The sequence below is a fragment of the Pseudomonas sp. FGI182 genome (assembly GCF_000511325.1).
GTDB classification, from domain to species: domain Bacteria; phylum Pseudomonadota; class Gammaproteobacteria; order Pseudomonadales; family Pseudomonadaceae; genus Aquipseudomonas; species Aquipseudomonas putida_Z.
The window spans coordinates 2293383-2314942 of the sequence record NZ_CP007012.1; the positions used below are offsets into that span (position 1 = coordinate 2293383).

Sequence of the window (21560 nt, forward strand, 5' to 3'; positions counted from 1 at the left end):
CTTAGTGGCTGGCCGCGGTGGCGCCCATTTCGTTGACTTGCTGGAAGCGGCTGAAGCGCTCCAGGGTAAAGGGTGCGATCAGTTCCGGTACCTTGCCGCCACTGGCGACCAGTTCGGCCATGGTCTTGCCGCAGATCGGCGTGGCCTTGAAACCCCAGGTGCCCCAGCCGGCGTCCAGGTAATAGTTGTGCACCGGCGACAGGCCCATGATCGGGCTGTAGTCCGGTGTCATGTCGGTGATCCCGGCCCATTGGCGCATCAGCTTGGCGTTGGCCATGAACGGGAACATCTCGAGGGCGTGGGCCAGCAGGCTTTCCTTGAGGTCGAGGGTGGAGCGGGTGTTGTACAGCGGGTAGGGGTCGGAGCCGCCGCCAAAGACGATCTCGCCACGGCTGGTCTGCTGCACGTAGCAGTGCAGCGCCGACGAGCTGACCAGCGGATCGAGGAACGGCTTGAACGGCTGGGTGACCATGGCCTGCAGCGGGTAGGTATGGATCGGCGCACGGATGCCGGCCTTGGCCATCAGCAGCGAACTGGCCCCGGCCACGGCCTGTACCACGCAACCGCACTGCACGGTGCCACGGTTGGTCTTCACCGCCTCGATGCGGCCATTGCGGATCAGCAGGTCCTGCACTTCGGTCAGCTGGTGGATCTCGACACCGCGCTTGGCCGCCTGCCTGGCGTAGCCCCAGGCCACTGCGTCGTGGCGCGCGGTGGCGCCGTCGATGTGCCACAGGCCAGCCAGCACCGGCAGGTGGCCCGGGTCCAGGTTCAGGCTGGGCACCAGTTCGCGGATCTGCTGGCGGTCGATCATTTCCGTGCGGCCACCGAAGTGCTTGTTGACCTCGGCGCGCTGGCGGAAGGCGCGCACGGTGGCGTCGGTGTGCGCGAGGGTGAGCTGGCCGCGCTCGGAATACATGATGTTGAAGTCGAACTCGTTCGACAGGTTCTGGAACATGCGCACCGATTCTGCGTAAAAGCGCACACCCTCACTGGTGAGGTAGTTGGAGCGGATTACCGCAGTGTTGCGCGCAGTATTGCCGCCGCCCAGGTAGGCCTTTTCCAGCACGGCGACATTGGTGATGCCGTGGTACTTGGCCAGGTAGTAGGCGATGGCCACGCCGTGGCCGCCGCCGCCGATGATCACCACGTCATAGCGTGGCTTGAGTTCGCACGGTGGTGGCAGGTCGACCTCCACCGGGTAGTCGGCGCTCAGGCCATATTTCAGCAGGGCGAAAGGCATGGGGTGCGCTCCTGGTGGGCGGCCTGTTGTTGCAGGTCGAGGGCGAGCAGGGTGTTTTTCATCAGGTAGGCGATGGTCATCGGGCCGACGCCGCCGGGCACCGGGGTGATGCCGGCCACCTGGGGCAGTGCGGCGGCGAAGTCGACATCGCCGACCAGGCGGCTGTGGCCGCCTTCGTCGATGCGGTTGATACCGACGTCGATCACCACCGCGCCAGGCTTGAGCCAGTCGGCACCGATCAGCCGTGGTTTGCCCACTGCGGCCACCAGGATGTCTGCCTGACGACACAACGCCGGCAGGTCGCGGCTGCGCGAGTGCACCACGGTCACCGTGCAGTCGGCCTGCAGCAGCAGGGCGGCCATGGGCTTGCCGACGATGTTCGAGCGGCCGACCACCACCGCATGCTTGCCGCGCAGCTCGCCACAGGCATCGCGCAGCAGGCGCATGCAGCCGCTGGGCGTGCACGGGGTGAGCACATCGCGGCCCTGGGCCAGGCCGCCGACGTTCTCGCTGTGGAAACCGTCCACATCCTTCAGTGGGCTGATCGCCTGGAGAATGCGGTGTTCGTCGATATGGGCCGGCAACGGCAGTTGCACGAGGATGCCGTTGACCTCGGGGGCGCGGTTGAGGCGCTCGATCAGGGCCAGCAGCTCGGCCTGGCTGGTGTTGGCGGGCAGGCGATGCTCCAGCGAGCGGATGCCCACCTCTTCGGCACGCAGCACCTTGTTGCGCACGTACACCTGGCTGGCAGCGTCGGCGCCCACCAGCACCACCGCCAGGCCCGGCTGCACGCCGCCCTGGCGCAGTTCCTGCACCTGCTCGCGTACCTCGGCCAGCACCCGCGCCGCGGTGGCCTTGCCGTCGATCAGCTTGATACCGGGAATGGCGTTCATTTGAAGATCACCGTGCGGTCGTGGTTCAGGAACACCCGGTGCTCCAGGTGGTATTTCACGGCGCGGGACAGGGCGATGGTCTCGGTGTCGCGGCCGATGGCCACCAGGTCATCCGGTGCGTAGGCATGGTCCACGCGCTGCACTTCCTGCTCGATGATCGGGCCTTCGTCGAGGTCGCTGGTGACGTAGTGGGCGGTGGCGCCGATCAGCTTCACCCCGCGCTGGTAGGCCTGGTGGTAGGGCTTGGCGCCTTTGAAACCGGGCAGGAACGAATGGTGGATGTTGATCGCCCGGCCCGACAGCTGGCGGCACAGGTCGTCGGAGAGGATCTGCATGTAGCGCGCCAGCACCACCAGTTCGGTGCCGGTGTCCTCGACGATGCGCAGCAGCGCGGCTTCCTGTTCGGCCTTGGTGTCCTTGCTGACCGGCAGGTAGACGAAACGGATGCCTTGGCGCTCGGCCATCGGGCGCAGGTCCAGGTGATTGGAGACCACGGCGGTGATCTGCATGTCCAGCTCGCCCTTGGCATGGCGGTACAGCAGGTCGGACAGACAGTGGTCGAATTTGCTCACCATCAGCAGCACGCGCATCGGCCGGGCACTGCTGTGCAGGCTCCACTGCATGTCGAAGCGCTGGGCGACATCGGCAAAGCCGGCTTCCAGCTGCGGTGTGTCACCCGTGACACCGGTGTTGTAGCGGAACACCGCGCGCATGAAGAAGCGCCCGTTGTCCTCGTCGTCGAACTGCGCCATCTCGCTGATGTAGCAACCGTGCTCGGCCAGGTAGGTGGTCACCGCGGCGACGATGCCGGACACGGCCGGGCAGCTGACGCGCAGGATGAAGTGATCGGGAGCGGGGTGCATGTCGGATAGGCCTCGTGATGGAGTGGGGCAGGTCGGGCACAAGGGCAAAAGAGGCTTCGCGAGAGGCGAAGTGATGTTTCTTGATAGGAATATAAATTTCCTTTTGGCGATTTATAGGCGAAGTGAGGGGTGGCGGTCTAGAGATTTGTGAAATTTTTTATCCTGACAGGAAAGTTTTTTAACGCCATCGTGGCTCCTGTGGGAGCCGGCTTGCCGGCAATAGGGCCCGCACAGGCGGCACAAAAACTGGCTATGCTTGCCCCATGACCAGTTCTCCATCCCTGCGCCAACCCTGCCCACCTGGCGCCTGCATTTGTGGCCGCGAACACCTGGCCGACCACCCGCAGACAGCCCAGCGCATCCTCCTGCTGACCCGCCAGGAAGAAAAGCGCCTGCTCGACCGCCTGGAAAACCTCAAGGACCTGGAAGACCTGCAACGCCTGCAGCAACGGATGTACGAAAACCTGGGCATCCGCGTGCACATCGCCCCTGGTTTCAACGAAGTGCGGACCATGCGTGGCATCGTCATCGAACTGGACGACCAGCCCGGGCTGTGCCGCAAGACCCGGCAGTCGATCCCGGCGGCGATCCGCCGTGGGCTGGAACGCAACCCGCAGGTTGCCTTCCGCTTGCTCGATACCCACGACCTGTTGCGGGATACCTGAAGGCCTGCCCGGCGCGGTCTTTGTAGGAGCGGCCTTGTGTCGCGATCGGGCGCGCAGCGGCCGCAAAGCCTGCAACCTCGGTCTTCCTGGCAGGTCTGGGTCGCCTGGATTACGGCCGCTGCGCGCCCGATCGCGACACAAGGCCGCTCCTACAAGGACCGCGTCAGCCCCACTAATTTTTTCGCCGCACGCTACGTCTACTTGAAAGCCCCCCTGCGCCAGGCGCGCAGCGGCATTCATCACTCAAGGAGACAGGCAATGACTTCCGTTTTCGACCGCGACGATATCCAGTTCCAGGTAGTGGTCAACCACGAAGAGCAATACTCGATCTGGCCCGACTACAAAGCCATCCCCAACGGCTGGCGTGCCGTAGGCAAGAGCGGCCTGAAGAAGGAATGCCTGGCCTATATCGATGAAGTCTGGACCGACATGCGCCCGCTGAGCTTGCGCCAGAAAATGGCCGAAGCCGCCGCCCAGTGACTGCATTGAACCTGCTGTGCCTGCCGTATTCCGGGGCCAGCGCCATGGTCTACAGCCGCTGGCGGCGCAAGCTGCCGACGTGGCTGCAGGTACGCCCGGTGGAACTGCCCGGGCGTGGTGCGCGCATGGCCGAGCCACTGCACACCGACATGCAGGCCCTGGCCCGGCAACTGGCCGCCGAACAGCGCCTGGCGGCCAGCACCCCCTACGCGCTGCTCGGCCATAGCCTGGGCGCCTTGCTGGCATTTGAACTTGCCCATGAGTTGCAAGCGCTGGGCTGCCCGGCGCCACTGGCCCTGTTTGCCTGCGGTACCGCAGCGCCGACCCGCCGAGAGGACTACGATGGCAAGAACTGGCGCGAGCCCAAGAGCGACGCCGAGTTGATCGGCGAGTTGCGCGAGCTTCAGGGCACGCCCGAGGAAGTGCTGGCCAACGCCGAGCTGATGAGCCTGACCTTGCCCACCCTGCGCGCCGACTTCCTGCTGTGTGGTACCTACGCCTACCGCCAGCGGCCGGCGTTGCAGTGCCCGCTGCACGTGTTGGGCGGCATGCAGGACCGCGCCAGTGACGAGCAGTTGCAGGCCTGGCGCAAGGAAACCCTCGGGGCGTTCTCGCTGCAGATGTTCCCAGGCGGCCACTTCTTCATCCATGAGCATGAGGACCGGGTGCTCGCTGCGCTGACCGCGTCGCTGCAACCGCTTCGGCTGTCCGCCTGATTGACGGCACCGCTTGCCTTGGGGGAGGCTAGGGCTTTTCCCAGGCAAGAGGCAGACAATGCTGATCGATCCCCACAAGGCCACGCTGCTGGTCGTCGACATCCAGGAAAAACTCATCGGCGCCATGAGCGACCCTGAAGGCACCCGCGCGCGGGCCCGCTGGTTGTTGGCGGCGACCAACGAGCTGGAACTGCCGACGGTGATTTCCGAGCAGTACCCCAAGGGCCTGGGCCATACCCTGGCCGAACTGCTGGCCGCAGCGCCGGCCGCCGAGGTGGTGGAGAAAAGCCATTTTTCCTGCGTGGCCGCCGAGTGCCTGCCAGCGAGTTTGATGGCGCGCGAGCAAGTGATTGTCTGTGGCATGGAAACCCACGTGTGTGTGCTGCAGACCGTGCTCGGCCTGCTGGCGCTGGGCAAGCAGGTGTTCGTGGTCGAGGATGCCTGTGACAGCCGTACCCCGGCGAGCAAGGCTGCAGGGCTGGCGCGCATGCGGGCTGCGGGGGCGCAGGTGGTGACCCGCGAAATGGTGTTGTTCGAGCTTATGGGCAGTGCCGGCCACCCGCTGTTCCGGCACATCAGCAAGACCTACCTGGTCGGTGAACAGCCCTGAACGGCCGGTTACTGGCTGCCGGGTTGATGGCCCTGGCGCTGCTGCAAGGCTGCGCCGGGCGCCGTGAGGAAGCACCCGAGGCGGACCCGGCCAAGGTCCGCGCCCAACTGCTGCGGCTGTTACCCGCCCAGGCCAAGGACCGCGAGGGCTGGGCCCGGGACATTCAGGTGGCGTTCGAGGCCCAGCGTATTGCCCCCAGCAAGAGCAACCTGTGCGCGGTGCTGGCGGTGACCGAACAGGAATCGACCTTCAATGCCGACCCGCAGGTGCCCAACCTGGGGCGTATCGCCCGGGAGGAAATCGACCGCCGCGCCGCGCGCCTGCATATCCCCAAGCTGCTGGTCGATGGTGCACTGAAGACGCCGTCGGGTAATGGCAAGAGCTACCAGCAACGTTTGCAGGCGGTGCGCAGCGAGAAGCAGTTGAGCGAACTGTACGACGAAGTCATCGCTCGCGTGCCGCTGGGCAAGACCTTGCTGGGCGGGCTGAACCCGGTGCATACCGGTGGGCCGATGCAGGTCAGCATCGACTTTGCCGAAAAGCATGCGCGGGATTACCCCTACAGCCACGACGGCAGCATTCGCCAGGAAGTATTCACCCGGCGCGGCGGCATGTATTTCGGTATCGCCCATTTGCTGGGCTATTCGGCCAACTACGATCGCCAGCTGTACCGCTTTGCCGATTTCAACGCGGGCTGGTACGCCAGCCGCAATGCGGCATTTCAGGCGGCACTGAGCAAGGTGACGGGGGTAACGCTGGCGCTGGATGGCGACCTGGTGGCGCCGGGCTCGATCATGCCCGGGACCACGGAAAAGGCGGCGCGCAAACTGGGAGGGAAGCTGGGCCTGCGCAACCCGCAGATCCGCAGCCAGCTGGAGGAGGGCGATAGCTTGGCCTTCGAGGACAGCAAGCTGTACAGCGGGGTGTTTGCCCTGGCGGATGCCGCGGCCGGCAAGCCGGTGCCACGGGCGGTGCTGCCGGGGATTCAGCTGAAAAGCCCGAAGATCACCCGCAAGCTGACCACGGCGTGGTTTGCCGGGCGGGTGGATGAGCGTTATCAGCGGTGCATGAAGCGTTAATGGTGGCCTGGCTGTCGAGCGCGGTCCTGTAGGAGCGGCCTTGTGTCGCGATGGGCTGCGCAGCAGCCCCAAGATTGTGCATCACCGCTGAACCCTTGGGGCTGCTGCGCAGCCCATCGCGACACAAGGCCGCTCCTACACAGGGACCGTGCAGGCCTGTGGGACTGCGAGGAGAACATCAGCTTTCGCCCAAGGCGGCAACTACCTGATCCACACTGGCCTTCAACCCGGCAAACGCATCCTCAGGGTCACTTTCCACCACCACCAGCTTCGCCCCGGACGCCTTGATCACCTCGGCCACAGCCGCCTCCGGCTGCCGATGGTCCAGCACCAGCGCCACATCCTGCGCCTTCAGGTTGTCCCCCAGCGCCTTCAGCGCAGCCGCATCCCACTCGGCTGGCAGCGGCTGCTCGACCACGTCCAGGTTCAACCCGCTGGCCAGATAACCCAGTCGCTCCGACAGGCTCACCACCGTCAGGTTGTCGACCTTGGCCAAGCGTGTCTGGCTGCTGGCCGAGAGCTCCAGCAACTGGCGTTTGAGCCCGGCCAGGTTGCCCTGGATCTTCGCCTTGTCGCCCGGCGCCAACCGCTCCAGGTCATTGGCTACCACGTCGGCCATGCGCCCGAAGTTGGTCGGGTTGAGCCAGGGGTAGGCGCCATAGGCCTCGTCGCCGCTCACCGCAATACCCGGCAGCGCGCCATCCACCGGCCGTGCGGCGTCGATCTCGACGATCCGGATATTGCTGCGCCGGGCCATCGGATACAGCGGGTCGTCACGCCAGATCGAGCGTACGCCGATCACCGCGTCGGCCTGCTGTGCGGCCTTGTGCAGGCTGGCGCCACCGCGCCCGCTGAAATAGGAAGGTTGGCGGCTGGCAGGCAAGTTGGCGGGTGCTGCACGCGTGAGCTGCACCGTGGTGCCGTCGAGCAGGGCGCTGGCCAGGCTGTGGGTGACGGGCAGGGTGGTCAGCACTTGCGTGGCGAGAGACAGCGACGGCAGGCCGGCCAGGGCCAGCGCCAGGGTCAGGCGTTTCAGGTTCATGCCGGGTTTCCTTGCAGGCGGGGGACGAGGGCGCGGGCCAGCGCCGCCAGGGCGAAGCAGATGCCGGCGACCAGGATGATCGCGGCGCCGGACGGCACCGGCAGGTCGAAAACGATCGGCAGCAGGATGCCGAGCAACGTGCTCAGCGTGGCGATCAGCACCGACAGGAAGAAAAAGCCCTTCAGCGACTGGCTGACCAGGCGTGCGGCGGCAGCGGGAATCACCAGCAGCGCCCCGACCAGGATCGCCCCGATCACCTTCACCGAGGCCACGGTGACCAGGGTCACCAGCACCACGAACAGGTAGTCCAGGGTTTTCACCGCCACCCCGCGCACGGCCGCCAGCTGTGGGTTGAAACTGGCCAGCATGATGCGGTTGTACAGCGGCACGGCCAATGCCAGCACCAGCACCGCGACGATGCCCAGCACCACCAGGTCCTGGCCGCTGACGGTCAGCACCGAGCCAAACAGCACGTTCTCGAGGATGTGCACATTGATCTTGCCCGCCAGCATCAGCAGCAGGCTGGCGCCCAGCGCCAGCGACACCGACAGGAACACGCCGATCAGCGTGTCCGGCGACAGCCCGGTGCGGTTGCGCAGGAAGTTGAGCAAGATGCCGAACAGCAGGCAGTAGCCGAACAGGCTGCCGTAGGGGCCGGTGTAGGGCTCGCCCAGCAGGATGCCGATGGCCACGCCGGTCAGCGCGGCATGGCCGACCGCCTCGGAGAAGAAGGCAAAACGCTTGACCACCACCAGGGTGCCCAGGCCGCCCAGCACCGGGCCGATCATCAAACCGGCCAGCAGAGCGTTGACCACGAAGCCGTAGGCCAGCGCCTCGGGCAGGTAGCCGGCAGTGGCCCAGTCCTGGACCGTTTGCCGAAAGATTTCAAAACTCATCAGGCAAGGCTCTCGCTACGCGGGTGAACGGAGAACAGGCCGAGCAGGCGCTCCGGGGTCAGGGCCTGGGCGGGCGGGGCGTCGAACAGTACCTGGCGGCTCAGGCCGGTAACCCGGTCGGCCAGGCGCAGCACGGCTTCCAGGTCGTGTTCGATCCACAGCACGGTGGTGCCGGCCTGGCGCCAACCCTGCAGCAGTTGTTCGAACACCTGGATACCAGCTTCATCCAGGGCCGACATCGGCTCGTCCAGCACCAGCAGTTGCGGCTCGGGAATCAGGCCCTGGGCCAGCAGCACGCGTTGGCGTTCGCCACCGGAAAGCGCGCCCATGCGCCGTTTGCGCTTGTCGAGCATGCCGACCCGCGCCAAGGCTGCGTCGATGGCCGGCTGCACACGGCGCGACAGGCCGAGGAAGGCGGGGCGGCGCTGGCACATGGCAGCCATGAAATCGTCCACGGTCATCGGCAGGCCACGGTCGAACTCCAGCGCCTGCGGCACATAGCCGATCACTTCGCGTTCGCCGGGCCAGTGCAGGGTCAGCCGGCCCTGGTGCGGCATCTGCCCGAGCAGGGTCTTGATCAGCGAACTCTTGCCGCCGCCGTTGGGGCCGACGATGGCATGCACGCTGCCGGCGGCGACGTTGAAGCTGACCTGTTCGAGGATGCGGGTGCGGCCCAGGGTCAGGTCGATGCCGGCAAACTCGATGCGCGGCCCGCAGGCTGTCACCAGGTTGGCGGCGGCGGTCATGCGCGGTTCTCCTGGATGGCGCGGACCACGGTGTCGAGGTTGCGCTTCATCTCCACTTCGTACTTGTCCTTGGTGTATTCGCCGTAGGAGATGTGCGTAAGCGGGTACAGGCGCACGCCGGATTCACGCTGGATGGTTTCGACATAGGCCGACGGGAAGTCCATTTCCGAGAAGATCACCCGCACGTCCAGCGCCTTGAGCTGGTCGATGGTCTTCTTCAGCTGGGCCGGGCTGGGTTCGATGCCATGGGCTGGCTCGACCACCGCAGTCACCTCCAGGCCGAAGTCACGTACCAGGTAGTCGTAGGCGGCATGGATGGTGGCGACCCGGAAGGTGGCGCTGGGCGCCTCGGTGACCTTGGCCAGTGCGTCGGCACGCAGCGTGCGCAGGCGCTTGGCATAGGCGCGGGCGTTTTGCGTGTACAGCTTGGCGTTGTCCGGGTCGAGCTTGCCCAGTTCGCGGGCGATGTTGTTGACCTGGGCGATGGTGGTGCTGATCGACAGGAAGGTGTGCGGGTTGACCACCTTGCCGGCGCCACGGGCGGCAATGCCGGTGGCCGCCAGCAAGGGTACGTTCTGGTTGGCCTCGATGGTGTTGATGCCGGGCTTTTCGCTGGCGGCGATCATGCGGTCGGCGAAATCGTCATGGCCAACGCCGTTGAGCACCACCACGTCCAGGGTGCCGATGCGCTTGATGTCCTCGGCCCGTGGCTCGTAGGCATGGGGGTTGAACCCCGCCGGAATCAGCGGCACCACTTCGGCCTTGTCGCCGACGATGTTGCTCACATAGCTGTAGTAGGGGTGCAGGGTAATGCCGATACGCAGGGGCTTGCCGTTATCGGCCAGGGCCTGTGCCGGCAGGGCAAGGGCCAGGAGCAGGGCGAGGGCGGAGCGGAGCATGGGGGAGTCCTTGGGTTCAGTGACGGTGTTCGCGGGTGACCCCGGCGTCGTAATGGCTGACCACCTGCTGCCAGCCGGCGGCGATCAGGGCGGCCTGGCCAAGGTCGTCAGGGGGCACGGCGGCGCTGTCGCGGCGCAGCCAGACATCGGCCTGGCCGGTGCTGTCGGCCGGCAGGATCAGCAGCAGGCTGCCGGCCACTTCCGGGGCTTGGCTGCGGCCGAGGTAGGCCCCGGTCTCCAGCCACGACCATTGGTGGCTGCCGCGGCTCTGGCTGCCGGCATCGACCACGAACGGCGGCAGGCCTTCCTCGGCCAGGGCCTGCACGCTGGGCGCGGCGGCGTTTTCTTCACGCAGCAGCTGGATTTCGTCGAAGGCCACCCGCAGGTCGGTGTACAGGCCTTGCTCGGCGGCGGTGAGGTCGCGACGGGCGTCGATCTGGTGGCTGGCGATGGCTTGCTCATCCTCGCGTTCGCCGCGCAGCAGCACCACGCAGGTGGCGAGTACCACGATCAGCAGGCTGACCAGCAGCACGTACAGGGTTTCGTGCCCGGCACCGGCCGGGCGAATCACTTGGGCGCGGCTCATGGCTGGGCGATATCGGCGTGGTCGACTTCCACCACGTGCCCGGGGCCGGCATCGAACAGCACGTAGAATTCGCCGTCCGGGCGCTTGAAGGTCAGGGTCGAATCGTCACCGAGCTTGCCGCCGACCAGCACCTGTTCGTCGTAGGCGATCACGTCCAGGGTTACCCCGGGGGCACCGCTGCCATCCGAGAAACCGCCGGTGCACTTGACCTGGCCGCCAGGCAGTTCTTCGCACTCGCACATCGGGTTGTGCGCCAGGGCCGGGCCGGCGGCCAGCACCAGCAAGGGCAGGGCGAGGGTGCGCATCAGGTGTTTCATTTATTGCCTCCTTGTTTCTCGAGCCAGGCCACGGTGGCTGGCGATGCCTTGGCCAGGGGGACCGACGCCTGGTGCATGCTGCCGTCCCAGCCTTCCAGGGTGATCCAGATCTGCGCGTCGGGCTTGGTGCGTGGCGGGATCGGCAACGAGGTGCCCATGTTGTACGGTGCACCGAAGAAAATCGTGCCGGCGGCGCGCAGGCTGCGCGGTTTGCCGATGCGCAGGTAGGCCGCCTTGACGCCGTTGACGCAGGCCTTGCACAGCGATGCATTGAAGACTTTGAAGTGGCCGGCAGGGCCGTCGGCGCGGGGGGCCTCGTCACGCATCTCGGCCAGGTCCAGGGTATAGGGGCCGACCTGGATGTCGTTGATCACATTGGCGCCGAGCCCCGCTTCGCCGCGGAACAGCTTGGCGTCGGCGAAGTACTTGGGCATGAAGCCCAGCGGGATGAGGATCAGCAGGATGTTCAGGTGAAAACGCCACTTCAGCCACAGTTGCTTCAGCGGGCTGACGGGCACGGCTTGGGCCTGGCTCATGGGCGGATCTCCGCGGTGGGTTCATGGCGCGCCATGCGCGGTGCGCGCTCGCTGCGCTTGAGGGCGGCGGCGGTGGCCTGGGCGGTGCGTTTGGTCCAGATCAGCAAGCCGCTGAACACCATCAGGGTGAGGACCAGGCCGAAGAAGAACCACACCAGCTTGATCGGCAGGCCGCCGAAATCGCCGGTGTGCAGCGGGCGCATGGACTCGGTGACGAACTCCAGGGCGGAGCGGTCGCTGACCAGGAACTGGCTGTCGACATTACGCGTGTACGGGTTTACCGAGGCGCTCTGGAACATCAGCGGGTACCAGCCTGGCCCCGCCAGGGTGATGTGGCTGTAGGCGGTGGCCGGCAGCGAGATGAAGCTGATGTCCAGCCCCGGGACCGCCAGGCCGGCGATGCGTGCCGCTTCATCCAGGTCGATGCGCGTTGCCGGGCTGCCATTCGGGGTTTGTGGCACGTCCTCACGGGCGATGACCGGCACGATGGGCCGGCTGGAAATGGTGATGTGGTTGTCGGCCAGGATCGCCTGGATCAGGAACCAGGTGCCGGTGATGGAAATGACCGCAATGAACCAGATCGACCAGACCCCGGCCAGGCGGTGCAGGTCGCCCCAGAAAATCCGCGAACCATGGCCGGTGCGCACCGGCTTGAAGAAGCCCTTCCAGAACTTCTTGTACACCACCAGGCCGGTGACCAGCGAAGCCAGCATGGGCAGGCCGAGCAGCGACACCAGGTACCAGCCCCAGCTGAAACCGCTGGTGAACGGTACCAGCCACCAGCCGTGCAGGGCGCGGGTGAAGGCTTCGAAGTTGAAGTCCGGGGTCTTGCCCTGGATGGCCCCGGTGTAGGGGTTTACATACAGCGTCGGGCTGGTGCCGTCAGGCAGGGTGACATTGGCTTTGACCGCAAAGTGCGAACCGTCGGGCTGGATCAACCGCTCCACCACCATGTCCGGCTCGGCCTTGTGCAGGGCGTCCAGTACCTGCTGGAAGCTCAGGCGTTCGGCGTCGGCGTCGGGCTTGTTGGCGCGCACGGCCGGGTCGGCCAGCCAGACGATTTCCTGGCTGACCACGGCGAGCATGCCGGTGAAGCAGACGATCAGGACAAAGAACCAGATCGGCAAGGCGAGCCAGCTGTGGACCAGGAACCACAGCCTGGATTTGGATTTTTTCGGTGATTTGGCCATCTGACGGTCTTCTGCAATGGGGAGTCGAGCGTGTGCCCAGCCAAAGAGGGGCTGTATTGATAAGGACGAATGAGAATCGAAAACCTGCCGTTTTAAATGCAAGCAAATGTTTCAGGCAGAGAAACCTGAAAGCTGGCGCGACCCTGTAGGAGCGGCCTTGTGTCGCGAAAGGGCTGCGCAGCAGCCCCAGGGTTTCAGCGCAGACGCACAAATTGCCGGGGCTGCTTTGCAGCCCTTTCGCGACACAAGGCCGCTCCTACAGGACCTGTACATGCCTTGAGGGCAGTGCTGGTGTTGCAGGGGATCAGGCGCGGGTCAGGGCCACTGCCGGTTGCGGCTTGCCGTGCAGCTGCGCCAGGTCCTGGTACAGCGCGCGGCCAATTTCCGCTGCGCGCGCCGGCAGCACCGAGAGCAAGGTGTCACTCAGGCCGTGGCTGTTTTCGCAGAAGCCCTGCAGGTACACCGAGGCCTGCAGGTCGGGGCTGGCCAGCACGCGGTAGTTGCGGTCGACGCTGAAATCTTCCAGGTACCCGGCCAGGGGCGCCAGCAGGTCACGGTGCGAGCGGCGCTCGTAGCCGGTTGCGAGTATCACCGCGTCGTAGCGGTGGGTCTGCTGCTGGCCGGTGGCGAGGTCGCGCAGGGTCAGTTCCAGGCCTTCGCGGGTGGCCACCACGGCTTCGACCTGTCGCCGGCACAGCACGTTGTGGCGGTACTGGTGGGCGACCTTCTGCCGGTAGAGGATGCCGTAGATGCGTTCGATCAGGTTGAGGTCGACCACCGAATAGTTGGTATTGTGGTATTCGCCCAGCAGCTTGCTGCGCTGGTCGGCCGGTTCGTTGTAGACCAGGTCGGTGTAGTCCGGCGAGAAGATCTCGTTGACGAACGGGCTGTCATCGGCAGGCTTGAGCGCCGAACCGCGCAGGATCATGTCAACCTTGACCGACGGGTAGCTGTCGTTGAGGTCGATGAACGCCTCGGCGGCGCTCTGGCCCGAACCGATCACGGCAATGCGCATCGGCTTGCCGGCGGTGCACGGCAGCTTGTTCAGGCTGCTCAGGTACTGGGAGTGATGGAATACCCGCGGGTCGTCCTTGAAGGCGCCGAACTTTTCCGGGATTTTCGGCGTGCCGCCGCTGCCGACCACCACCGAACGGGTGCGGCGGCTGTATTCGCGGCCTTGGGCGTCGCGCGAGACCAGGCGCAGGTGCTCGACCCGGCCCGCCTGCACGTCCGGCTCGATGCGCAGCACTTCCTCGCCATATACCGCCTGGGTGGCGAAGTGCTCGGCGGCCCAGCGCAGGTAGTCGTTGTACTCGAGGCGGCAGGGGTAGAAGGTGCCGAGGTTGATGAAGTCGGCCAGGCGCTGCTTCTGGTGCAGGTAGTTGACGAAGCTGTAGGGGCTGGTGGGGTTGCGCAGCGACACCAGGTCCTTGAGGAACGAGATCTGCAGCTCGCTCTGGGTGGCCAGGGTTTCGCCGTGCCAGCGATAGTCCTGCTGTTTGTCGATGAACAGCGCGTCGAGGGCATGGCCCTGGGACTCGGCGAGTTCTTCCAGGGCGATGGCCAGGGCCAGGTTGGAAGGGCCGAAGCCCACGCCGATCAGATCTTTGATGGTTTCCTGCTGTGAGGGCTGGCTCATGGCTGCGATTCCCTGAATGGTCGGATTTTGACGCCCGCCGGAGCTCCGGCTCCTGCGCAAGTACATGTGTTGGAACGAGCCAGCCGGGGGGGAATTTAAGCGGGCTAAAGAACTGTGAGGGGGGGCCGATAGGGGTACGACAAGGAGCCGACTTGAGGCAAGGAACCGAGATGAGCGGGATAACAGCAAGCAATTTGATGATCAACGGCGTTTCAGCCCAGACGCTGAGCGCGAACGCAACTGCCGAACGCGAGCAGGCGAAACAGGCTGGTGAGGCACTGGGGCCCTTGAGCATCAGTAGCGACAGCATGAAGGTTGGCGGGGCTGGCCAGGCGCAATCCACGGACAGTGAAGGCAGTGGGGAGTCGCAGGCCGTGTCCGAGCTGCGTCAGTTGATCAAGGATTTGCAAAAGCAGCTGGCCGAGGAGCAGAAGCAGCTTGCTGCATTGATGGACAGCAAAATGGACGAGGCTGCCAAGGCGGCTGCGGTGGGCGCCAAGCAGGCGAGCATTGCCACCATCAACGGGCAGATCATGGCGGCCACGGCGCAGTTGCTGGAGTTGTTGCAGCAAGAGGGCGGCAGCAGCGCGGGCGGGATGGTCAGCGCCACGGCCTGACAGCGGATATGGTCCCCTGTAGGAGCGGCCTTGTGTCGCGATGGGCTGCGAAGCGGCCCCGGGATGTTGGCATCAATGCACAAATCGTCGGGGCTGCGTTGCAGCCCATCGCGACACAAGGCCGCTCCTACAAGGGCCGGGTAGCATCAGGTGGCGGTCATTCGGCCGCCAGGCGCCCCTTGTTCTGCCGCTCCGCCTTGTACTGCATGGCCACCGCCGGCGCCGGCTTGGCAGCACCGGTTTCCAGCCACTGACGCATGCGGCTGGCATCGGCGAAGTGGGTGTACTTGCCAAAGGCGTCGAGGATCACCATGGCCACCGGGCGGTTGTCCATGCGGGTCAGCAGCACCAGGCAGTGCCCGGCTTCATTAGTGAAGCCGGTCTTGGTCAGCTTGATGTCCCAGTTGCTCTTGTTCACCAGGTGGTCGGTGTTGCGGAAGCCCAGGGTGTAGTTGGGCTTGCGGAAGGCCACGGTCTTCTCGCGGGTGGTCGACAGCTCGCTCAGCATCGGGTACTTGCGCGACGCCATCAGCAGCTTGGCCAGGTCACGGGCCGTGGACACGTTCTGCGTCGACAGGCCGGTCGGCTCGACGTAGCGGGTGTGCGCCATGCCCAGGCTGCGGGCCTTGGCGTTCATCGCCTTGATGAACGCCGGGTAGCCGCCGGGGTAATGGTTGGCCAGGGTGTTGGCCGCCCGGTTTTCCGATGACATCAGGGTAATCAGCAAGGTTTCGCGGCGGTCGAGCTGGCTGCCCAGCCGCACACGCGAATACACGCCTTTCATTTCCGGGTTGTTGGCAATGGTCATGGTGAGCATCTCATCCATGGGCTGCTTGGCATCCAGCACTACCATCGCCGTCATCAGTTTGGTCACCGACGCAATCGGTACCACGCGGTCGGGGTGGCTTGAATACAGCTCCTGGTTGGTGTTCAAGTCGATCAGCAGGGCGCTGCCCGAGGCGAGGTGCAGCTTGGAAGGGTCACGTTGAACCTGGGCCGGGGGTTGTGCAGCAGCGGTCGACGGAAGGGTCGCAGTACCTGTGAGCAACAGCAGCAGGCTGAGGATGGACAGGGATGTTTTCACGTTGAGGCTCACTAAAAGTTGGTATGTCGTTGGCTGTGCAAGGGTTTTCCCCCAAAAACCGCTGCATTCTGGAGTATGGCTGATTTGCTGTCGAATGCCTTATGACTAAAGGGCGCAACGTGAACGAAATTTAATCCGGTACTTGTCCTGTACCCATCATCATTCTGCCGAAGACAGCAGAACAACCTCGAAGGTCGTCCCTTCCTCTTCGGTCGACTCCACCTCAATTCTGCCACCGTGGTTCGCCACGATCTCCGATGCGATGAACAGGCCGAGGCCGAGCCCCGCTGCGGAGCCCCGCTCTCCGGATGAGTAGCTCGAGTATCGCCCTTCCGGCTTGAAGATGTAGGGCATCACCTCGGGTGGAATAGGCTCTCCGGAATTCTGGACGCTGACCCGTGGAACACCATCCACCCTGGCCACCGTGACCTTGATCGGGGCCGTCGCATCGCCATGGCGCAGGGCATTGCCTATCAGGTTGGAGAAAACCTGAGAGATGCGGTCAGGGTCGAATTGCCCGGTGATGTGCGCCTGCTCATCCAGGATGATCCGCGCGTGCGGGAACGCCGTGCGCAGTTCGTCAATGACAGCCTGGCAGATAGAGTTCAGATCCATTTTCCGCAAATCCACTGGAATGCCAGTCCCCAGGTTGCAGCGGGCCAGATCCAGCAGATCGTTGATCATGACATTTGCCCGATGTGCACTGGTACAAACCTGGGTCGCCAGTAACTTTCCCTTTTCATCCAGCCCCGTCTGCCGCTGGATCAGCCCGCCAGCCATGAGTATCGCGCCCAAGGGCGAACGCAAATCATGACCGAGCACCGCGAGCACCATTTTCCGGGTCGCCTCGACTGCCGTTCCGTAGGCCGCGATCGACTCTACGAGCGCCTGGTCAATCGCTTCATTGAACCGGATCATGTCCTGAACATGATGCGCGTCTGCGAACGATTCCTGGGTAAGCCAGAGTGACAGAACGCTTGCGCGCAATGCCCGGTATTCGGACACCATCTGATCCATCGAGAACCCAGCTATCAAGCGAGCAACCGCGTGGGTCTGCGCTGCGGTTTCGCTGGAACTACTGGGGCCTCTCCCTTGTGCTTTCTCGGACTGTTGTTGCCTGCTCTGGGGCGTTTTCATGTCTGCGGCCACGGTGCGGAGCATCTTCTCGGCATGATTGCGCAAGCCGATTGAGTCCTGCTTCGGCAGCTCTGTTTCAACCGAGCGGGCGTAATTTTCCCAAGCCTGGAGAATGGGTTCCATACTGCCATCAATGAAATCGAACAGTCTCATGGGGGCCTAACCCTGATCTGGAAAAAAGACATCCGAATAGCTTAGTTCATCTGAGAAGCAGGAAGTTTGAGCGGCAGCCATGAGCGGCCCACCTGGAGTTCAGCCAAAGGCGATCCCGATGCAACCTGCGTCGGGGGGCAGGGGCATCGGGATGTCTTGCCGGCTGCCCGGGTTCAGGCATGGATCAGCGAGAGGTCGCTGATGATGCAGATCGAGCCGTCATCGGCTGGCGTGGTATCGGTGTAGTCCACCTGGTTGTAGACCCCGCCGTGGAACTCGAATAGCTGTGTAGCCCAGGTGCTGTCGAACTGTAGATCGCCGGACGTACCGCTCACGCCATTGCACTTGGCCGTAACGTTGACCACGCCTGCTGCGGTGGCGTGGATGCTCACCTCGAACTTCGCCCCCAGCGGTACCCCCTTGAGCACCGTCGAGTTGATCGGGTCAGTCTGGTTGTAGGTCCGCCGAAAACCCAGGGTGATGTCGCCCTTTTTCCAGAACACCTTCACGGGCGGGCTGTCGTCCCCGTAGACATGCATCTGCGCGATGACCACCTTCTGCGCCCAGTTGACCTTGGTCAGCGTCATTTCCTGGCGATTCCAGTGATGTGGGGCACCGCCCAGGCTCCAGTATTCCGGCTCCGACCACTCGCAGCGGGTCCTGCGGGTGCTTTTGCTCGAAGCACCTTTGGTGGGGGCAGACAACTGGACCGAACCATCGCTGAGCACTGTCACATAGTTCGGGTAAAGGGCAATCGCTTCGCTGCCGGTGAGTTCGACCGCTACGGTGCTGATCGACGATTCGGCTACCGGAACGGCGATGGTGAGGTTGCTGATATCTACGCTCATGGGGGGAACTCCTGAATGGAAATGACGGTTGGTGCCGCAGCAGCACGGTGGGGGCTGCTGGAATGAATTTAGCCTTGCGCTAAATCATCGTCAATAGCTCATGGCTAAAATTATTTCGCCGGGCGACAAATTACCTGTTGGCGAAAATTTTCCGCAGCGGGGCTTTACGGTTGATTTGGCGGTGAGATAAGCTTTCCTTGAATACTGTACGAATATACAGCTGTCAGGATAAGAATATGTCTAAGCCCTTGAAGTCGACGCCCCATCAGCGCCAGGAAATGACCGGAATAGAGCGGCTGAGCTTGCGGGTATCAGCGATGATCAACCACCCGCTCGCGCAGACGCAGCGCTGGGTGACGGTGCATCGCCTGGATACCGACGGTGATGCCGAGTGGGAGGAGGTGATGGGCCTGCTGGCCGAGACGCCCGAGTTGGAACTGACCTTCAACGACGACGAGAGCGTGACGGTGCGCTGGGAGCGCGGCAGCGTGGAGGAGCGCGACGACTTTATCGTCGAGCAGGACAGCGAGCAGCAGGTCGAGGAGGCGGCACCTTTCTGAGCATCGGGAAAATGCCCACTTTGTAGGAGCAGCCTTGTGCTGCGAAGAGGCCGGGACAGACAACAGATCTGCATTGTCAGTACTGGCCTCTTCGCAGCACAAGGCTGCTCCTACAGTGCCCTGCTAGGTCAATGACGCTTACACAAGGTGCGCATTCCACACCAGCAGCACCCTGGCCTGGATGTAGGTCTCTTCCCGGCGAATCATGCGGTCCTTGTGCCGCGAGTTGTCGGAAATCATCTCGAAATGGTCTTCGTCGGCAATCTGCAGCCGTTTGATGTAGATGTGGTCGCCCCAGGAGAAGAAGTAGATTCCATCGCCGACGAACTCGCGAATGCTGACGTCCACGATCAGCGGGTCGCGGTGCTTGATGGTCGGTTCCATCGACTGGCCCCAGCCGGTCACCATCTTCAGGTGGTGGTGCTCGCTGAACTCTACGCCCAGCTCGCGCAGGTGGCTTGGGCTGACGCGAACATCCTTGAACATCTCGGGGTAGTCGTGGGGGATCTGCCCGCCGCCCATGGCCGCACGGACGTCGTAGTGGGCAATCCACACTTCGTCGCCCACCAGGCCTGGCCGAACAAGTTCAGCCGCCACCAGCGTCGAGTCTGCCGGCTCCTCGGCGGCGGCCAGCAGCCTTTGCCGGGTTTCTTCGGGGATGCCTCTGCCGCTTCTGGCAAGCATCTGCTTGACCAGATCGGCCGCGGAAAGCTTGCTGTCGCCAGCCTCGACCGGCGACTGCGCCTGGTCGCCCGCTGCCATCGCGTCGAACCACCCCCGCGGCAAGCCTTCGATGCCCTCGATCCTGCGGGCCACGTCATCGCCCAGGTTCTTCGCTGTCTTGTCCGAGAGGATCTGGCTCAGGTGCGCAGGCGCCATCCCCCAGCGCTCTGCGCAGGATCCCTTCCTCTGGTTGCCGATCAGCTTGACCAGGTTGTGCTTGCGAATTTCGTAGATGTCCATGGGGCGAAGCATGCCAGTGTTTAGCTTGCTGCTAAATATGCTCAAGGCTAAATTTCTCTTGTCATGATATTAGCTGTAGGCTAAATTAAATGTGCAAGCAAGGAAAGCCACCGAGAAGCTGTTCTCCAGGCTTACGACATCACCATCCGTTATGAGGTTTTCATGGACCCGACTGACCTCGGCCCAGGCACCATCACCTGGCTGGGCGGAACAGGCACCGTGTTGCTGGGTGCATTCCTCTGGCTGCGCAAGTGGCTGTCCAGGGATGCGGCTGACCGTGCCATGGACAACGCTGATATTGGCGTGGTCCGGCGCCTGAACGAGCTGCTCGATATCGAGCGTGATGCCCGAAGAGAAGCGCAGGCCAGGGCCGATCAGTTTGCAAAGGAACGCAATGAACTGGTGATCACTGTAGGGCGCCTGGAAGGCAAGATCGAAGCGCTGACCAGTCGGGGCGGCCATCCTCCCCGGCAGGTCACCGTCCAGGGCGAGGGGATCGCCCGCCTGCGCGGGAAGCGGGGTGAGTGAGGCGGCCCGCAAGACAAATTCTGTTCATGCCCATGCGTATGGGCCCTTTTCTGTATGGAGACAACATGGCTCGATTGGATTCTGCCGCTGCCGGCGGCGCGAACGTGCTCGCATTCCTGGACATGCTGGCCTGGTCCGAGGGTACCTCGACCATCGCCGCCAGTGACGATGGCTACAACGTCCTGGTCGGCGGCCAACTGTTCAATGACTACCGCGGGCACCCGAGGCAGAAGGTGTGGTTGCCCAGCTACGGCATCCACAGCTCCGCGGCAGGGCGGTACCAGATTCTGGCCGGTACTTGGGATGCCATCGTGAGCACTTATGGCTTCAATGGCCGCTTTACCCCTGAGGCCCAGGACCTGGCGGCCATCAAGTTGCTGAGCGAGTGCGGCGCACTGGCACTGATCAAGGCCGGCCGCATTGCCCAGGCGATCGCCAAGGCCGCGCCGATCTGGGCCAGCCTGCCTGGCGCGGGCTACGGTCAGCGCGAGCACCAGTTGGCCGCGTTGTTGGCAATGTTCATAGCCTGCAGCGGGGAGGTTCAGGCGTAACGCCCAGGCAAAAAAAGACCCGCCAGGTAGGCGGGCCAGAAGGGCGTAGGGAGCAACGCACAACAAATACGGGTCAGGCGACCAGGGTGCCTGGTTGCAACTGTTCGACCAGGGCCTGGGCCGAGGCGAGGGTCGGCATCGGGCCGCTTACGGCTTCGCCGTTGCGCACCAGGTACCAGCATGCCAGCAGGCCCTGCTGACGCAGCGAAGCGGGGACGGCACTGCCGACGACGGACATGATCTGGATAGTGGCCATGTGGACCTCCTGTAAAACATGGCCCTACCTTACGCAGCAGCCGGGGCGGTTTGAAATTAACTTCCTCGATAGTGGTCATTGGTTCTATCAACATTTACCACCGCGGCGGGCCGTAATACACCGGTGGCGGGCCGTAGTAGGTGCGGTAGCCCGGGGGCGGTGGTGCTGGCACGTAGTACGGCTGGTAGTACACCGGCGGTGGCGGTGGTTGCACGTACACCGGTGGCGGCCCGTAGTAGACCGGTTGGCGCTCGACGTACACGGTACGGTCACGCCCGCCATAAACCGTCGCCCCGACCACGGCGCCAACCACGGCCGCACCCAGCAGCGGGCCGGGGCCATACCAACCGCCATGGCCATGGCCGCCATGGGCGACAGCGGGCGCGCTGATGGCCAGGGCACCGACCAGCAGGGCGATTCCGGGAATGTGACGGTTCATGAAGAAACCCTCGCAAGGACACCC

27 protein-coding genes are annotated in these 21560 nt (G+C 64.2%); 9 read left to right on the top strand and 18 right to left on the bottom strand.

What is annotated here, in order from left to right:
• Position 1: 1 nt before the first annotated feature.
• The 3 genes from C163_RS10180 to purU are packed head-to-tail and all read right to left on the bottom strand — an operon-like array spanning position 2 to position 2999.
• The gene (locus C163_RS10180; RefSeq protein ID WP_025338665.1) at positions 2-1243 is read right to left on the bottom strand and encodes an FAD-dependent oxidoreductase; all 1242 of its coding nucleotides are present in this window, start codon (positions 1241-1243) and stop codon (positions 2-4) included.
• The gene (folD, locus tag C163_RS10185) at positions 1225-2136 is read right to left on the bottom strand and encodes a bifunctional methylenetetrahydrofolate dehydrogenase/methenyltetrahydrofolate cyclohydrolase FolD (protein WP_025338666.1); all 912 of its coding nucleotides are present in this window, start codon (positions 2134-2136) and stop codon (positions 1225-1227) included. Before folD ends, C163_RS10180 begins: the two co-directional genes overlap by 19 nt.
• Positions 2133-2999, bottom strand: a complete 867-nt coding sequence (purU, locus tag C163_RS10190; protein WP_013973142.1) for a formyltetrahydrofolate deformylase — start codon at positions 2997-2999, stop codon at positions 2133-2135. Before purU ends, folD begins: the two co-directional genes overlap by 4 nt.
• Positions 3000-3262: 263 nt before the next feature.
• On the opposite strand from purU, the gene C163_RS10195 reads away from it, so the two are divergent.
• The 5 genes from C163_RS10195 to C163_RS10215 all read left to right on the top strand — a co-directional run bounded on the left by C163_RS10195 (position 3263) and on the right by C163_RS10215 (position 6549).
• Positions 3263-3664 (top strand): hypothetical protein, encoded by a 402-nt coding sequence (locus C163_RS10195; RefSeq protein WP_025338667.1) that lies wholly within the window; start codon positions 3263-3265, stop codon positions 3662-3664.
• A gap of 258 nt (positions 3665-3922) precedes the next feature.
• On the top strand, positions 3923-4144 hold the full coding sequence (locus tag C163_RS10200; protein WP_016711157.1) for an MbtH family protein: 222 nt from the start codon (positions 3923-3925) through the stop codon (positions 4142-4144).
• Positions 4141-4860: a thioesterase II family protein gene (locus tag C163_RS10205; protein WP_025338668.1), complete on the top strand. Its 720-nt coding sequence runs from the start codon at positions 4141-4143 to the stop codon at positions 4858-4860. Before C163_RS10200 ends, C163_RS10205 begins: the two co-directional genes overlap by 4 nt.
• Positions 4861-4918: 58 nt before the next feature.
• Positions 4919-5470, top strand: coding sequence for a hydrolase (locus C163_RS10210; protein WP_025338669.1), 552 nt, complete (start codon positions 4919-4921; stop codon positions 5468-5470).
• Between the two features lie 26 nt (positions 5471-5496).
• A complete protein-coding gene (locus tag C163_RS10215; RefSeq protein ID WP_025338670.1) occupies positions 5497-6549 on the top strand; it encodes a DUF1615 domain-containing protein in 1053 nt (350 codons plus the stop codon).
• A gap of 178 nt (positions 6550-6727) precedes the next feature.
• Here C163_RS10215 and C163_RS10220 read toward each other — a convergent pair whose 3' ends face one another.
• The 9 genes from C163_RS10220 to C163_RS10260 all read right to left on the bottom strand — a co-directional run bounded on the left by C163_RS10220 (position 6728) and on the right by C163_RS10260 (position 14400).
• On the bottom strand, positions 6728-7591 hold the full coding sequence (locus C163_RS10220; protein ID WP_025338671.1) for a metal ABC transporter solute-binding protein, Zn/Mn family: 864 nt from the start codon (positions 7589-7591) through the stop codon (positions 6728-6730).
• On the bottom strand, positions 7588-8487 hold the full coding sequence (locus C163_RS10225; RefSeq protein WP_013973136.1) for a metal ABC transporter permease: 900 nt from the start codon (positions 8485-8487) through the stop codon (positions 7588-7590). Before C163_RS10225 ends, C163_RS10220 begins: the two co-directional genes overlap by 4 nt.
• Positions 8487-9233 (bottom strand): metal ABC transporter ATP-binding protein, encoded by a 747-nt coding sequence (locus C163_RS10230; protein WP_025338672.1) that lies wholly within the window; start codon positions 9231-9233, stop codon positions 8487-8489. Before C163_RS10230 ends, C163_RS10225 begins: the two co-directional genes overlap by 1 nt.
• Entirely contained in the window at positions 9230-10132 is a 903-nt protein-coding gene (locus tag C163_RS10235) for a metal ABC transporter substrate-binding protein (protein WP_025338673.1), read from the bottom strand. Before C163_RS10235 ends, C163_RS10230 begins: the two co-directional genes overlap by 4 nt.
• A 16-nt stretch (positions 10133-10148) precedes the next feature.
• Entirely contained in the window at positions 10149-10718 is a 570-nt protein-coding gene (locus tag C163_RS10240) for a DUF6162 family protein (RefSeq protein ID WP_025338674.1), read from the bottom strand.
• Positions 10715-11035: a hypothetical protein gene (locus C163_RS10245; protein ID WP_025338675.1), complete on the bottom strand. Its 321-nt coding sequence runs from the start codon at positions 11033-11035 to the stop codon at positions 10715-10717. The genes C163_RS10240 and C163_RS10245 overlap by 4 nt, the downstream gene beginning before the upstream one ends.
• A complete protein-coding gene (locus tag C163_RS10250; RefSeq protein ID WP_025338676.1) occupies positions 11032-11571 on the bottom strand; it encodes a hypothetical protein in 540 nt (179 codons plus the stop codon). Before C163_RS10250 ends, C163_RS10245 begins: the two co-directional genes overlap by 4 nt.
• Positions 11568-12761: a PepSY domain-containing protein gene (locus tag C163_RS10255; protein ID WP_025338677.1), complete on the bottom strand. Its 1194-nt coding sequence runs from the start codon at positions 12759-12761 to the stop codon at positions 11568-11570. The genes C163_RS10250 and C163_RS10255 overlap by 4 nt, the downstream gene beginning before the upstream one ends.
• A 304-nt stretch (positions 12762-13065) precedes the next feature.
• Positions 13066-14400, bottom strand: a complete 1335-nt coding sequence (locus tag C163_RS10260; protein ID WP_013973130.1) for a lysine N(6)-hydroxylase/L-ornithine N(5)-oxygenase family protein — start codon at positions 14398-14400, stop codon at positions 13066-13068.
• Positions 14401-14570: 170 nt separating this feature from the next.
• Between C163_RS10260 and C163_RS10265 the strand changes: the two genes are divergently transcribed.
• Positions 14571-15017 carry a hypothetical protein gene (locus C163_RS10265; RefSeq protein WP_025338678.1) on the top strand — a complete coding sequence of 149 codons (447 nt, stop codon included), beginning with the start codon at positions 14571-14573 and terminating at the stop codon, positions 15015-15017.
• A gap of 157 nt (positions 15018-15174) precedes the next feature.
• Here C163_RS10265 and pbpG read toward each other — a convergent pair whose 3' ends face one another.
• The 3 genes from pbpG to C163_RS10280 form a co-directional block, all read right to left on the bottom strand.
• Positions 15175-16101 carry a D-alanyl-D-alanine endopeptidase gene (gene pbpG, locus C163_RS10270; protein WP_025338679.1) on the bottom strand — a complete coding sequence of 309 codons (927 nt, stop codon included), beginning with the start codon at positions 16099-16101 and terminating at the stop codon, positions 15175-15177.
• A 159-nt stretch (positions 16102-16260) separates the two neighbouring features.
• Complete coding sequence (locus C163_RS10275) at positions 16261-17391, bottom strand: sensor histidine kinase KdpD (RefSeq protein WP_025338680.1); 1131 nt, start codon at positions 17389-17391, stop codon at positions 16261-16263.
• Positions 17392-17564: 173 nt separating this feature from the next.
• Positions 17565-18239: a polysaccharide lyase family 7 protein gene (locus C163_RS10280; RefSeq protein WP_025338681.1), complete on the bottom strand. Its 675-nt coding sequence runs from the start codon at positions 18237-18239 to the stop codon at positions 17565-17567.
• A 236-nt stretch (positions 18240-18475) separates the two neighbouring features.
• Here C163_RS10280 and C163_RS10285 point away from each other — a divergent pair, with 236 nt between their 5' ends.
• Positions 18476-18799 carry a DUF1654 domain-containing protein gene (locus C163_RS10285; protein WP_025338682.1) on the top strand — a complete coding sequence of 108 codons (324 nt, stop codon included), beginning with the start codon at positions 18476-18478 and terminating at the stop codon, positions 18797-18799.
• Positions 18800-18937: 138 nt separating this feature from the next.
• Here C163_RS10285 and C163_RS10290 read toward each other — a convergent pair whose 3' ends face one another.
• Complete coding sequence (locus C163_RS10290; protein ID WP_025338683.1) at positions 18938-19762, bottom strand: S24 family peptidase; 825 nt, start codon at positions 19760-19762, stop codon at positions 18938-18940.
• Positions 19763-19924: 162 nt separating this feature from the next.
• On the opposite strand from C163_RS10290, the gene C163_RS10295 reads away from it, so the two are divergent.
• The gene (locus C163_RS10295) at positions 19925-20290 is read left to right on the top strand and encodes a hypothetical protein (protein WP_025338684.1); all 366 of its coding nucleotides are present in this window, start codon (positions 19925-19927) and stop codon (positions 20288-20290) included.
• A gap of 65 nt (positions 20291-20355) precedes the next feature.
• A complete protein-coding gene (locus C163_RS10300) occupies positions 20356-20841 on the top strand; it encodes a glycoside hydrolase family protein (RefSeq protein ID WP_025338685.1) in 486 nt (161 codons plus the stop codon).
• Positions 20842-20914: 73 nt separating this feature from the next.
• Here C163_RS10300 and C163_RS10305 read toward each other — a convergent pair whose 3' ends face one another.
• A complete protein-coding gene (locus tag C163_RS10305) occupies positions 20915-21097 on the bottom strand; it encodes a hypothetical protein (RefSeq protein WP_025338686.1) in 183 nt (60 codons plus the stop codon).
• Between the two features lie 94 nt (positions 21098-21191).
• A complete protein-coding gene (locus C163_RS10310; RefSeq protein WP_025338687.1) occupies positions 21192-21536 on the bottom strand; it encodes a hypothetical protein in 345 nt (114 codons plus the stop codon).
• Positions 21537-21560: the final 24 nt, after the last annotated feature.